This is a genomic window from Bacillus sp. FSL R5-0712 (assembly GCF_038593285.1).
Lineage (GTDB): Bacteria > Bacillota > Bacilli > Bacillales > Bacillaceae > Bacillus > Bacillus safensis.
Window position 1 is genome coordinate 633,201 of record NZ_CP151981.1, and the last position, 14,665, is coordinate 647,865.

Below are 14,665 nucleotides of genomic sequence, written 5' to 3' on the forward strand. Positions count from 1 at the left end.
TCGCAATTTTCCATTTGTTCGTTCATTATGGCTTAAGTGCCTTTTGATAGATGTAATGGGTATATAGTAGTATTATCGGTTGCTGCGTCAACATTTTAAGTATGGAATGCTCCTCAAAGGAATGATTCATGCAATTTATTTTTCCATTTTGAAATGGATCATAAAAGGGCTAATGAATGGATGTCCGTTAGCCCCTTTGTAATCAGCAGTTTCATAAGTTCTACGCATTTAGTGGAAGAGTGGTTTCATTTTTACTGAATGATATCCATCGGCCTCATCATGTCATAATCTTCATGTTCTAAAATATGACAATGCCACACATACCGGCCGCTGTATGGAACAAATCGAGCAACGATCCGAATGACTTCACCTGCATGCGCCTGAATGGTGTCCTTGTAGCCTTGTTCATGTAAAGGAGGCGCTTCGTTTGGTCCTGTATATACGATTTCTCCTGTCGATTGATAGACTTCTGTATCAAATGGTCTTCTGTCTAAAACCCTAAATTGAACAAGGTGCAAATGAATAGGGTGTGTACCCCTGGTTGGATTGACGATAGACCATACCTCTAGACTGCCAAGACGAGGATTTTCCGTGACAGGATCATTCCAAAAATGGTTATCGAGCAATAGGATAGGGCGGCCGTATTTATCCTGTGTGCCGGTAAGTGTGAGTGTACGCTCTCTATCAGCTCTACTTGGCCGAAGCGGTGGCAGCGGTTTGAAAATCGGACGTAATGTCTTAGGTACTCTCCCTTTTAGTGGACGTGTGACTTTGAATTGCATAATGTTCGCATCTGTTTCAGGGTTCACATCCTGTCCGCAGCCGGCTGTATTTTTGAGAGTGATCGTTTTGTTTTCGTAAGCTGAAAAGTCGATGATGACATCGAAACGTTCAGCAGGCGCGATGCTAAATGATTGATGGCGAACGGGTCTTGGCAAAAATCCCCCATCGGAACCAATTTGCATGATTGTAGCGTCGTTATCTAGATGCAGCTCATAAGTTCTAGTATTGGACGCATTTAAAATACGAAAACGGTATTTTCGCGGCTCTACTTCTAAATACGGCCATACTTTTCCATTGACTAAGATTGTTTCTCCACAAAAAAAGGGCACGATGGATGGATCTGGTATGTCACTGTCTTCTGGCGTGTTGTTTGGTCTGCTAGGATAAAACAGTGAGCCATCCTCCTGAAATGTACGGTCCATAATCATTAAAGGAATGTCATAGTCATCTTTCGGAAGCTCTAAGGACTTTTCAAATGCATCTGAGATTAAATAAAACCCAGCTAAACCGGCGTACACATTTAGTCGTGTCAATGCCATCGCATGATCGTGATACCACAATGTGCAGGCTTGCTGATGATTTGGGTATACGTAAGTCTCTCTTTCAAAGAAGGGGCCGGTTGCTTCAAAGTCCCGTGAAAACCAGGCTTCTGGATAGCCGTCACTGCTTGCTGGTGTGACACCGCCATGCAGATGAACGACTGTTTTGACCTCTGGTTCATCGTGATGCCCAGGATGAATGGTGTGATCGACAGGGAGGAAATGTTTTAATGGCAATTTGTTCATCCATTTCACTTTGACCTTTTCATTTCGATTGGCTTTAATGGTTGGACCAGGCAAACTGCCATTATAGGTCCATAGCTTGGTTGGGGGCAGGTCTCTATGAACTTTTAAGAATACCTCCTCCATAGCAATTTCATAATACGTTTGTCTTGGGTTCTTTTTGACGGGCTCCGCGACTTCTGGAATTGGAAGCTCGTCAACAAATTTTTCTAGGTTCATGTTGACTAATCCTCACTTAAATACAATTTGATACAGTATAAGTGCGGACATCCAAATAGGTGAATAAAATAAAAAAACCCGCTTTTCAGCGGGAGAATTACGGGTGTTTATTTTCAAGCGCCGCATTTGCAGGCACTTTTTTATTCGGTTTAAAGATAAAATAAGCAGCCAGTACGCTAAAGGTAATGATACTCGTCAAAATGAGCTGTGGCCGCATGGATTCGATAAACAGCATCGATGCCAAGATGGCGCAAATGACCAAAATGGTAAAGTACGTGAGGTATGGGAACAGCCACATTTTGATTTTGAGCTGTTCTGGATTTTCTTTTTCGATTTTACGGCGCATTCTTAATTGTGAAACGGCGATGACCAAGTAGACAAGAAGGGCAATGGCTCCAGATGCATTGACTAAGAACAAAAAGATGGTTTCAGGATAAAAATAGTTCATCATGACAGCAATGTAGGAAAAGAAGGTACCTGCGACTGTAGCCGCTACAGGAACACCACGTTTGCTGATTTTCATAAAGCGTTTCGGCGCTTCGCCTCTTTCTGCTAATGAATAAAGCATTCTGGACGTTGTGTACAATCCGGAGTTTAAACAAGATAGAACAGCTGTTAAGACAATAACGTTCATGACTTGAGCGGCTGATGGAACACCGATGTATTCTAATACCGCAACGAACGGGCTTGTTAAAATGCTTGCGGAATTCCACGGAAGTAAGGTGACAACGACAGCAATTGATCCGACATAGAATACGATAATACGCCATACAACAGAGCGTGTGGCTGTCGTCACAGATTTGACTGGGTCTGCTGATTCACCAGCCGCTATGGCCACAATCTCCGTTCCCATGAAGGAAAAGATGACGACAACGATTCCGAGTAACACAGAGCTGAATCCATTTGGAAGGAAACCGCCGTTCCCTGTTAGATTGGCAAGACCTGAAGTATGATGACCGCCAAAACCAAAGATAAATGCAAAACCAATGAGTAGAAAGAGAATGATGCTGACGACTTTAATCAATGAAAACCAATATTCAAATTCGCCAAAAGATTTAACAGAAAAGATATTTGTTAATGTTAAGAGGATTGTGAGGATAAGACTTGTGAGCCAAACAGGTGCATCTCCATACCAATATTGAATAATGGCAGCACCGGCAATGGCTTCGATGGCGATGACGATCACCCAGAAGAACCAGTAAAGCCAGCCGATTGTAAACCCGGCCCATGGACCGATGGCATCGCTCGCATATTGTGAGAAAGAACCGCTTGTCGGATAGGCACATGCCATTTCTCCAAGCATTCTCATAATAAAGATCACCAGAAGTCCGGCAAAAGAATAGGAAAGAATGGATCCAGGCCCTGCAGAATGAATGACAGCACCACTACCAACAAATAGCCCTGCCCCAATGACCCCAGCAATGGAAATCATCGAAATATGTCTTGTTTTAAGGTTTTTTTGAAGACCGTTTGTCATGTTGGACATTTCTTTACCTCCAAACATTTCTCATGAATAGAGAATTTGTTTTTAGAATATTTTAAATTTTATCATACTGAATTGTCATTCAGCATTGGACAGGTTATCAAACTGACATTTCAAACCTCTTAACATGATGTTAAAAAGTAGAAAGGATTTGAGAGATTATGTTCCCTCTTTTCCCTCTGTTTATTTTTAAAAATAGCATAAAAAAGGAAGGAGGGAAGTTGTGTCTCAAAATAAAATTATTCTGATAATTTACCAGAGAAGAGTGATTTGACGATATGTCCATTTCGAAGAGAATTGGAAAAAGGTTGATGGGAGTAGGTCTTGAGGTCATTTGACCTTGTAAAAATAAGTTTACTTAGGTCAACACATTTCTATTTATCCTATTTTGCTGACATAAGCGAATCATGTTGCTGTAGACCCACACGGGCTTTGCTTTGTAAGATAAATAATAGAAAAGTGATGTGTGAGGAGGCGCGGTTCAACATGGAGCGCTATAACGAATTAAGACAAGGTGAAACAGGTGCTTGGGTCAGCATCATTGCCTATGTGATCTTATCTGCGGTCAAACTCATTATTGGGTATGTGTTTCATTCAGAGGCTCTTTCAGCAGATGGATTGAATAACACGACGGATATTATTGCATCCCTTGCTGTGTTGATTGGGCTGCGTATTTCTCAAAAGCCGCCTGATGAAGATCATCCGTATGGTCATTTTAGAGCGGAAAATATTGCGTCTCTTGTGGCTTCCTTTATCATGATGCTTGTTGGACTTCAAGTTTTGCTGAGTGCAGGCCAGTCGCTCTTCTCATCTGAGCATCAAACGCCGGATTTGATCGCGGCTTGGACAGCAGCAGGAAGTGCTGTTGTGATGTACGGTGTGTATATTTATAACCGCAATCTGTCCAAACGAATTAATAGCCAGGCTCTCCATGCGGCAGCTGCTGATAATAAATCAGATGCGTATGTAAGTATTGGAACATTTGTAGGAATTATGGCCTCTCAATTTCAGCTGGCATGGATTGATACGCTAGCAGCCTTTGTCATTGGCTTAATTATTTGTAAAACTGCGTGGGAGATTTTCAGAGATGCCTCTCATTCGTTAACAGACGGTTTTCATATCAAAGATATGTCTAAATATAAAGAGACCATTGAAGCAACACCAGGAGTAGGCGATTTAAAGGATATAAAAGCGCGTTATCTTGGAAGTACAGTCCATGTGGATGTAGTGGTTGAGGTCGAGCCTAACTTGAACATAGCAGAAAGCCATGATATTGCAGATGAAATTGAACGAAGAATGAAGCAGGAGCATGATATTTTACACTCTCATGTTCATATGGAGCCAGCAAGTAAGTCAAAAGAAGAGAAGAAGTCTTTCCCATCGTGAGAAGGCTTCTTTTTTATACGTGCTGATGTTATATGCAAATGCGCGTTGTATGGTAAAGTTAGACTATATGAAATTTGACAGAAACGTGATAGGAGGATCAGGATGGCATTTGATGAACCGATGCATTCAGATTTACAAAAAATCGTAGATAACATCAATAAAGTCATGGTTGGGAAAAAAGACATTGCGATATTAAGCCTTGTAGCGATTTTGGCGAAGGGGCATGTGCTGCTCGAGGATGTGCCTGGTGTAGGGAAGACGATGATGGTTCGTGCTTTGGCAAAATCCATTGGCTGTGAGTTTAAGAGAATCCAATTCACTCCTGACCTTTTGCCTTCAGATGTAACAGGCGTGTCGATTTACAATAAAAAGACGAATGAATTTGAATTTAGGCAAGGACCGATCATGGGGCAGATTATTTTAGCTGATGAGATCAACCGGACTTCTCCTAAAACACAATCAGCATTGCTTGAAGCGATGGAGGAAGGCAGTGTCACAGTGGACGGAGAAACGATGCCGCTTGCGGATCCTTTTTTCGTCATGGCGACACAAAACCCAGTGGAATATGAAGGGACTTATCCGCTGCCAGAAGCGCAAATGGACCGGTTTTTATTCAAACTGCAGATGGGATATCCGACCATGCTCGAGGAGCTGGAGGTGCTCAACTTGCAGGAGAAACAATCCCCGATTGATACGCTCCAAGCTGTCATGACAAAGGAACATATCCATGCGTTGCAGCAGGCTGTTCAGACTATTCATGTGGATGCATCCATTAAAGAATATATTGTTGAAATTGCTCAAGCGACGCGTAAACACCCAGCTGTTTATCTAGGTGTGAGTCCAAGGGGATCGATCGCCTTGATGAAAGCGGCACAGGCGTATGCACTTTTGAATCAGCGCGATTATGTGATTCCTGATGATGTACAGTATTTGGCGACTTATACATTACCGCATCGTATGATTTTGACATCAGAAGCGACATATGAAGGGAAGAAGGCGGAGACACTGCTGCGGCAAATGCTTGAGCAAATTGGCGTGCCAGTTCAAAAGTCGATGACTCAATGAAGTCACGTCATCGTGTAGCAATTTCATTATGGTTAAGGGTGATGATGCTCATCATTCTCACTGCGGCAGCCTTTTGTTATGCCATGTTTCAGGGAGGGTTTGTGAGTTGGTTCCTTTTTTATGCATTTTTACCATATGCTTTGTATGCTTTGCTGTTTGCACTTGTGCCGCTTCGCGCGACAGCCAAGAGGACAATACAGCAAACAAGCTTAAAGGCGGGGGATGTGCTGTCCGTTGATCTTGAAATCAAGCGGACACATCCATTTCCGTACGTTTACGTCATGATAGAGGATGCTCCGCCAAATACCTTTCACTTACAGGAACAGATTGAAATGAAGCAAATGCTTTTTCCTTGGTTTCGGAAAACTTGGCGATTTTCCTATCAATTGAATGATGTCATGCGAGGAGAGCATCATTTGACAGCGGTTAGAATCAAAACGGGTGATATGTTTGGGTTTGTTGAAAAAGAAATCATCATTCCGTTAGAGAAAAAGCTGCTTGTCTACCCAAAAGTGCTGGATATCCCTGTAGAGCCTGCTGAGTCAGTGAGTGAAAATGGAGGCAAAGCGGTTCACTCGTGGTTCAATGAACCGGCCCATGTGACAACAGGTGTACGGGAATATCAGCAAGGAGACCGTTTTGCTTGGGTGGACTGGAAGACGACGGCCAGAAGAGGCCAGCTGATGACGAAGGAATTTGAACAGAATCAAGCAAAGGACCTTGTTGTGTTTGCTGATTTTACTGATCAAGCTGTTTTTGAAACAGTCGTCTCTATTGCGGCATCTGTTCTTCAAACGGCTGTGAAAAAAGGAGTGCCGTCAGGTCTTGTCCCTCTAGGAGATCAACATGCCTTTCGAGTCGATCAAGGAGAACTTCATTTACAGGACATGCTTTATTATTTAACAAGGGTGCAGCATCAGCCTTCCCGCGCACTAGAATATAAACCGTTAGCAGCGAGTGAGTACCAGCACTCAGGAAAATATGTCGTCACGGGTCAGCTGCAGGAGGAGCTTGAGGCAAGTCTCTTTGGAAATCGAAACAGAAAGAACATCACCGTGCTTTTAGTGAAGAAAGCCGTTGACCATTTCACGACAAAAGAAAAACAGCTTGTAGACCGGCTCAAGGCCTCTGGAATACGCATCACCCTTTTATTTGAAGACCGGCTGCACGAAAGAACTGTGAGGTGACAAACATTTATGCTGCATTCACATCTGCGGCAAAGCCGTTTTGAATTGTTCATCTATTATGCTGTAGCTTTTCTGCTGTTATGGGAGTGGCTTCGTCCGCTTCAAGATTTTACAGAGACGAGCCATACGTCTTATTTCATCATTTTTATCGGGCTTACGTGTTTGTTTACGTTCTTTCGTCTGAAGTGGTATGTGACGTTTCCTATTTGTGCTGGACTGATTTTGCTCGCCTTATATTTGATCTTTTATCAATCAGCGCCAGGCTATCCGGCTGCTTTGTTTGCTGATATCAAGGATAATATCACGTTAATGAGCATGGGCATGTGGAGTGATATGTACCCGTCTTTCCGCACATTGTTGTTTTATATTTTGCTGTGGCTGCTTGTCTACTTGCTACATTATTGGGTGGTCTATCAGCAGCGTATCTTTTTCTTTTTACTGATGACGATTGTGTATGTCACGATTCTTGATACGTTTACGCCATATGATGCGACTTTTGCAATTGTTCGTATTATGGTATTTGGCTTTTGTTTGCTTGGATTGCTGTATTTTGATCGACTGCGTTCAGCTGAGGGCGTTCGAGTGTCACAGAAAGCACGTCTAAAGTGGTTTTTGCCTATGCTGGCGCTTGTCCTTCTATCAGCGTCACTGGGTGCTTCTTTGCCAAAGTCTGATCCGAAATGGCCCGATCCTGTTCCGTTTTTTAAGGCGGTCACGAATCAAGATGGGACAGCCGGGCAGAATAAAGTGGGATATAGTGCAGATGATTCGGCGCTAGGCGGACCGTTTAGTGAGGACCGCACACCTGTTTTTAAATGGAGCGGAAAGGAGCCATCTTACTTTCGTGTAGAAACAAAAAGCATTTACACAGGAAAGGGCTGGGAGGATGCTTCAAATGATACGAAGCCTACTCGGCTAAAGGACGACACTGTGCCGAATCGGTGGTTTACTGAGCGAGTGAAAACAGAGGAGCATGAAACAAGAATTGATATAGAATCGGATTATCGATTTAATCATGCTGTGTATCCTATTGGAACGATCATGCTGACGCCAATGGAAAACATTCCGCTGCAAATCATGGGCAAAACGGAGAAAATTGTCCCGTCTATGCAAAACCCACCTAAAAATTTGGGGAACTATCAAGTCAGCTTTTTATCTCCTACATTTATCCTGGAGGATTTGCAGAGAATCAAAGTACCGACAAAGAAGCAGGTGAATCAGCAGGTTGGCCGTGAATACTTACAGCTTCCATCGTCACTTCCAGAGCGTGTGAAAACTTTGGCAAACAGCTTAACGGAAACGAAGGACAATATGTATGATAAAGCCAAAGCAATCGAGGATTATTTAGGATCTGCGAAGTTTTCATATGAAACGCAGAATGTCGCTGTGCCTGGTCGTAATGAAGATTATGTGGATCAATTTTTATTTGATACGATGATCGGCTATTGTGATAATTTTTCAACCTCTATGATTGTAATGCTTCGTTCGATCGGAATTCCGGCGAGATGGGTGAAAGGGTATACGTCTGGCCAGTTATATGAAACACAGATGGATGGAAACAATGTGTATGAAGTGACCAATAACAATGCGCATTCATGGGTAGAGGTTTATTTTCCAAACAGAGGCTGGGTCACCTTTGAACCGACAAAAGGATTTACAAACCCAGAGACATTTACGAATGAAGCTGTTTCAAGCGATCAAACGGATGATCAAAAGGAAGAAAAAGATCAGTCTAGTTCTGATGCAAGTGAAGATCAGCAGCAAGACCAGCCGAAGCAGCAGGAGACAGAGCAGCCGGCACAACCAAAGGAACAAACAGCGCAGGCAAAGCCAAATATGGTGCAGGTTGGTTGGGTTATAGGTTATGCGGCCGGAGCTATTGTCTTGCTTGGTTTCATCAGCTGGATGCTTTATCGATTTAGAACAAGATGGCTGCCATTCTTTATTGTAAGAAAGGTGAAACGTCTGCCAGAGGATGAAGCATTCTTCTATGCGTATGCAGCTCTATTAAAGCAGCTAGGGCGCAGAGGAATCGAGAAAAAGCCAGGTATGACACTAAGAGAATTCGCTTCGTTGATTGATGAGAAGAATGGAGATCATCATATGTCAGAGCTGACCCAGCTTTATGAACGTGCGCTCTACCGGCGAGAGGATGCCTCGGCGCTTTGGCAGCAATCGGCAAAGTTATGGGAAAATTTAATAAACAGGAGATAGTCTTGACCGCGTACCTTCCTGTTGTTAGAATAGGTGAATATTAAAACCTTCTAAAATACATGAAATTGAAGCGTTCGGATGTGAGTCTGGGCGCTTCAAAAGCGTGATTCACACTGAGAGCAGGTTTTCTCCTCTCATTTTTTCTGTGCGTTTATAAAAAACTATATTGGACATAGAGGTGACACCATGACAAATTTAGTAAATGAAATGATTTTGGTTCTCGATTTCGGCAGTCAGTACAATCAGCTGATCACACGCCGTATTCGTGAATTTGGTGTGTACAGTGAGCTTCATCCGCACACTTTAACTGCTGAAGAAATTAAAGAAATGGCACCTAAAGGAATCATCCTTTCTGGTGGACCAAACAGTGTTTATGATGAAGGATCTTTCCGCTGTGATGAAAAGATCTTTGATCTAGACATTCCGGTTCTAGGCATTTGCTACGGCATGCAGCTCATGACTCACTATTTAGGCGGGAAAGTAGAAGCGGCCAGCCAGCGTGAATATGGAAAAGCAGATATCCATATTAACGGAACACCTGCTTTATTCAAAGACCTTCCGACTGATCAAGTCGTTTGGATGAGCCATGGTGACCTCGTTGTTGAAGTACCAGAAGGCTTTACAGTCGATGCAACAAGTGCACATTGTCCAAACTCAGCCATGAGCTTAGCTGAGAAGAATTTCTATGGCGTTCAATTCCATCCAGAGGTTCGTCACTCTGAGTACGGAAATGACCTATTGAAAAACTTTGTCTTCGGCGTGTGTGATTGCGATGGCAAATGGTCAATGGAGAACTTCATTGAAATCGAAATGCAGAAAATCCGTGAAACAGTAGGCGACAAGCAAGTATTGTGCGCACTAAGCGGCGGTGTGGATTCATCTGTTGTGGCGGTATTGATCCACAAAGCCATCGGCGATCAGCTGACATGTATTTTCGTTGACCACGGTCTTCTTCGCAAAGGCGAAGCAGAAGGGGTTATGAAAACATTTAGCGAAGGTTTCAACATGAACGTGATTAAAGTAGATGCGAAAGATCGTTTCTTAAACAAGCTAAAAGGTGTGTCTGATCCTGAGCAAAAACGTAAAATCATCGGTAACGAATTCATTTATGTATTCGATGATGAAGCGGACAAGCTAAAAGGAATCGATTACTTAGCACAAGGAACACTTTACACAGACATCATTGAGAGCGGAACAGCAACGGCACAAACAATCAAATCTCACCACAACGTAGGCGGTCTTCCAGAAGACATGCAGTTCGAATTGATTGAGCCACTCAATACGCTATTCAAGGATGAAGTCCGTGCCCTAGGTTCAGAGCTTGGCATTCCTGATGACATCGTCTGGAGACAGCCATTCCCAGGTCCAGGGCTAGGTATCCGTGTACTAGGTGAAATTTCTGAAGAAAAACTAGAAATCGTCCGTGAATCTGATGCGATTCTACGTGAAGAAATTGCCAACTTCGGCCTTGAACGCGACATCTGGCAATACTTCACGGTTCTCCCAGACATACGCAGCGTAGGTGTTATGGGTGACGCAAGAACATACGACTACACAATCGGCATCCGTGCTGTTACATCTATCGATGGTATGACGAGTGACTGGGCAAGAATCCCTTGGGACGTGCTTGAAAAGATCTCAACTCGTATCGTCAATGAAGTGAAGCATATTAACCGCGTGGTGTATGATATTACGAGTAAGCCGCCTGCTACGATAGAATGGGAATAAATGTAAAAGAGCTAAAAACCTTTGTGTATCAAGGGTTTCTAGCTCTTTTTTATTTTTAACTGCACTTTTCCCTTCCGTTTTAATGTGTTAATGAATCATTCCATCCCTTACACACATCAATCCATTGTGAATAACCAGAGTGTTTTTCTAATTGTTTTATTGTGAGTTCAATAGCACTGTTACTGCTCCCGCAGGCTGGATAGACTGTCTCAAAACGTTTGAGTGAAATATCTAAATAAACAGAAACGCCATTCTTTATAGCAAAAGGACATACTCCGCCAATTTCATGACCGACCAAGTCAACGACCTCATGAGGAGAAAGCATTTTAGCTTTTGTTTTAAAATATTCCTTGAATTTTTTGTTATCAACTTTTGCATCGCCAGAGGTCACAATTAAAATAGCTTGTCCATTTACTAGAAAGGAGAGTGTTTTTGCGATTCTTTCAGGTTCGCAGCCCAATGCAGAAGCAGCCAAGTCTACGGTGGCACTAGACACTGAAAATTCTTGAATTCGAGTATCCATATCATATTGTTTAAAATAATCTTTTACTTGTTTGATGGACATTATCATTTCTCCTCTTTATTATCTATTATTTAATCGATATTGATGTGGTGTTAGGTGATACTTTCTCTTAAATAAACGAATGAAATGCTCTACATTTTGATAACCTACGGCTGCCGCAATATGATCTACTTGTGAATTGCTGCCAGTGAGCATTTCGCAGGCTTTTTCCAATCTTATTTCTTGTCGAATCTCACGAAATGATTTGCCAAGCTTACGAGCTATATATTTTGACAGGTAAGACTGTGAAAGGTTAAATTCCTCTGCCATCTCCTGGATGGTGATATGCTCACAACATTGCTGAATATATTGGAGCATTTCAATAATACGTATATCACGATATTGTTTGACCTGATTGACGTTCATATGACTTGGTTTGAATCTTAATAAGAGACATAATAATATCTCAAACAAATTATTCATAATCAACTGGTAACTAGGGAACCGATTATAATTTTCTGTAAATAGTTGAAGAGAGCAGTCTAGCAAATTTTTATCCAAGTGACTATGGAAAATAAGAATATTTTTATTTTCTTTTATATACAATGCATTCAAAAAGAACTCTGAAATGACATTGTTTCCTTTTAACATTTTAAAAAACACTTTTTGAAAAGTACTCTTACGGATCATGATTTGCATTGCGATTGTATTCTCCATTACAATTGGCTTGTGTATGGTGTCAGGAGGAATAAAGGCAATATCTCCTGATTTCAAAGTCATTTTTTTATCTTCCACTTCTACATACATCTCATTTTCCAGAACATAGATCATTTCAAAGAAATCATGGATAGCCGACAATTGAGGCATAAAACGGCTATACTTTCTCACTTCGATATCTTTCTCCTGACCTAACCACATGGTATCTTCCTTTTCAAATTCGTTCTGCCCTTTTTGCAAAAATTCTTCTATATATATTTGCTTATGCATTAAATTGTGTTTATCATAATCCTTCAAAAATAATTGCAATGATTGATTGTCATGCTTTTTCTGTTGGTATTGTTGATAAAAGATTTCTTGCTCGTTATATTCTCTTAAATATTGCATCACTTCATGTTTTTCAAGTTTATCTTTTTCCATCTACATCCAAACCTCTAGTTTATTTACTGCAACTACCAGGGCCTTCACTGTTGCTTCTATAATATCTTTATCAATTCCAGCACCCCAATGCATGTTTCCTTGATATGAAATTCCAATCTGTGCACAGGCTTTTGCTTGGGAATCTTTGCCCAAAGAATTCTGTTCATAGACTTCCAAAACATATTCAAGATGAAAATATGCTTTTAACGCATTACTGATGGCATCTAAACTTCCAGTGCCAGTTCCTTGTATTTCAATTTGTTGATCATCTCTCAGCAAAGTTAAGGTAACTTCCTGCTTCTCTCCTTTATGAAATTGATAATCAAGCAGCTGGAAATGAGGGTGATAATCAACATACTGTTCTTTAAAAACATGATATATTTCTTCGACAGACAATTCCCTACTTGTCTGATCAGATACTTTCTTCGCTTCATAACCCATGGCTTCATTCATTTTATATGGAAGTTGAATGCCATAATTTGTTTCTAGTATATAACCTATGCCGCCTTTTCCAGACTGGCTGTTGATTCGAATCACATCCGTTTGATAATTCCTACCCAAGTCAACTGGATCTACTGGGATATACGGAACGTCCCATTTATCAACTTTATTTTCTTTTCTATATTTCATACCTTTAGATATCGCATCTTGATGTGAACCAGAGAATGCGGTGAAAACCATCTCCCCAGAATAGGGCTGTCTCTCAGGAACAGTGATTCTTGTTAGTTTTTCATATTTTTTACGAATCGCTTCTAGGTTATTGAAATTCAATTTTGGATCATAACCTTGTGAATATATATTCATCGCCAAGGTAATCAAGTCAACGTTCCCTGTACGTTCACCGATACCAAATAATGTACCTTCGACTCTTTCTGCGCCAGCCAGAACACCAAATTCTGCATCACTCACCCCAGAGCCGCGGTCATTATGAGGATGAACAGATAATGTCACACTGTCTCGGTAAGACAGATTTTTGTGTATATACTCAATCTGACTTGCAAAGATATGAGGCATTGAATATTCAACTGTTGTCGGAATGTTGATGATGGCTTTATGAGTTGGTGTCGGTTTCCAAATATCTAAAACACTATTACAAATATCTAACGCATAATCAACTTCTGTTCCTGGAAAGCTTTCTGGACTATATTGAAAATAAATATCACTATTTGTTTTTTCGGCAAGTTCTTTTACTAAAATAGCTCCATCAATGGCAATTTGTTTAATTTCATCTTTTGTTTTCTTAAATACTTGTCTGCGCTGCGCTTCTGAAGTCGAATTATATAAATGAACAATCGCTTTCGGTACTCCCTTAATGGCTTCGAAGGTTCGGCGGATAATATGCTCTCTCGCTTGTGTGATCACCATAATCGTGACATCGTCTGGAATCATATGATGATCAATCAGTGTCCGTAACAGCCTAAACTCCGTATCAGAAGCAGCTGGAAATGCGATTTCAATTTCTTTAAAACCTATCTCTACTAGTAACTGAAACATTTCTAATTTTTCTTCTAAGTTCATAGGAATAGGTAATGCTTGATTACCATCCCGTAAGTCCACACTGCACCATATCGGAGCACTTTCTAATGTTTCTTTCTTCACCCAATCATAAGTAAGCTTCGGTGGCAAAAAGTATTTCTTTTCGTATTTTTTGTGGTTAAACATCATCGATTCCTCCTAGAAAATAGAATATAAAAAAAGCCTTTCATCCCCAATATTTACCTTGGAGACGAAAGACTTCTTCTTACGCGGTACCACCCCTGTTTCATGATAAACAAACATTATCATGCCCTTATTCGGATACAGATTGTTTGATCTGTATCCTTCCCATATAACGGTGGGGTGCCGACCTTAACTACATCAATACTTTTCATTTCACTAAGGCTACTCTAAGGTGAGTTCCCTGCTTTTTTGTTATTGCTTCTCATCAACCAGCAACTTTCTGAAAACATTTCGGCAAGTACTATTCCTTATCATCGCATTCTCATTTTTCTGATTTTTTCTATTATACCAAGTCTATAAAAAAGAGATAGTGATAGGGATATCTTTTTTAATTGATTTTTTTTGTTCTATGGGTGCTTATCTTTAATCCTCTTCACCAAATAAAATTCCGAGGCCACAAATAAAGGTGAGTGAATTCATAGCGAACAATAAAATCGCACCAATTTTTTTCATGACAATG

The 14,665-nt window shown here is 41.1% G+C and carries 10 protein-coding genes and 1 other annotated feature; of the genes, 5 read left to right on the forward strand and 5 right to left on the reverse strand.

Annotated elements, in window-relative coordinates:
• Positions 1-251: 251 nt before the first annotated feature.
• Both NSU11_RS03160 and gabP read right to left on the reverse strand, forming a co-directional pair.
• The gene (locus NSU11_RS03160) at positions 252-1,784 is read right to left on the reverse strand and encodes a multicopper oxidase domain-containing protein (protein WP_311165078.1); all 1,533 of its coding nucleotides are present in this window, start codon (positions 1,782-1,784) and stop codon (positions 252-254) included.
• Positions 1,785-1,881: 97 nt separating this feature from the next.
• Complete coding sequence (gene gabP / locus NSU11_RS03165) at positions 1,882-3,270, reverse strand: GABA permease (RefSeq protein WP_039176895.1); 1,389 nt, start codon at positions 3,268-3,270, stop codon at positions 1,882-1,884.
• A 483-nt stretch (positions 3,271-3,753) separates the two neighbouring features.
• Between gabP and NSU11_RS03170 the strand changes: the two genes are divergently transcribed.
• The 5 genes from NSU11_RS03170 to guaA all read left to right on the forward strand — a co-directional run bounded on the left by NSU11_RS03170 (position 3,754) and on the right by guaA (position 10,847).
• On the forward strand, positions 3,754-4,653 hold the full coding sequence (locus NSU11_RS03170) for a cation diffusion facilitator family transporter (protein WP_024424483.1): 900 nt from the start codon (positions 3,754-3,756) through the stop codon (positions 4,651-4,653).
• Positions 4,654-4,755: 102 nt separating this feature from the next.
• Positions 4,756-5,718 carry a MoxR family ATPase gene (locus tag NSU11_RS03175; protein ID WP_149125935.1) on the forward strand — a complete coding sequence of 321 codons (963 nt, stop codon included), beginning with the start codon at positions 4,756-4,758 and terminating at the stop codon, positions 5,716-5,718.
• Positions 5,719-5,819: 101 nt separating this feature from the next.
• Entirely contained in the window at positions 5,820-6,905 is a 1,086-nt protein-coding gene (locus tag NSU11_RS03180) for a DUF58 domain-containing protein (protein ID WP_254968481.1), read from the forward strand.
• Positions 6,906-6,914: 9 nt separating this feature from the next.
• A complete protein-coding gene (locus tag NSU11_RS03185; RefSeq protein WP_197172060.1) occupies positions 6,915-9,119 on the forward strand; it encodes a transglutaminaseTgpA domain-containing protein in 2,205 nt (734 codons plus the stop codon).
• A gap of 186 nt (positions 9,120-9,305) precedes the next feature.
• Positions 9,306-10,847, forward strand: coding sequence for a glutamine-hydrolyzing GMP synthase (gene guaA, locus NSU11_RS03190; protein WP_024424487.1), 1,542 nt, complete (start codon positions 9,306-9,308; stop codon positions 10,845-10,847).
• Positions 10,848-10,926: 79 nt separating this feature from the next.
• On the opposite strand, the gene NSU11_RS03195 is transcribed toward guaA, so the two are convergent.
• Genes NSU11_RS03195 through NSU11_RS03205 form a run of 3 tightly spaced genes read right to left on the reverse strand, consistent with a single transcriptional unit; the run spans position 10,927 to position 14,148 of the window.
• On the reverse strand, positions 10,927-11,412 hold the full coding sequence (locus NSU11_RS03195; RefSeq protein WP_149125932.1) for a YbaK/EbsC family protein: 486 nt from the start codon (positions 11,410-11,412) through the stop codon (positions 10,927-10,929).
• 18 nt (positions 11,413-11,430) lie between these two features.
• Positions 11,431-12,486, reverse strand: coding sequence for an AraC family transcriptional regulator (locus NSU11_RS03200; RefSeq protein WP_024426713.1), 1,056 nt, complete (start codon positions 12,484-12,486; stop codon positions 11,431-11,433).
• Positions 12,487-14,148 carry a 2-isopropylmalate synthase gene (locus NSU11_RS03205; protein ID WP_149125931.1) on the reverse strand — a complete coding sequence of 554 codons (1,662 nt, stop codon included), beginning with the start codon at positions 14,146-14,148 and terminating at the stop codon, positions 12,487-12,489.
• Positions 14,149-14,205: 57 nt separating this feature from the next.
• Positions 14,206-14,469: a binding site (T-box leader), on the reverse strand.
• Between the last annotated feature and the right edge of the window lie 196 nt (positions 14,470-14,665).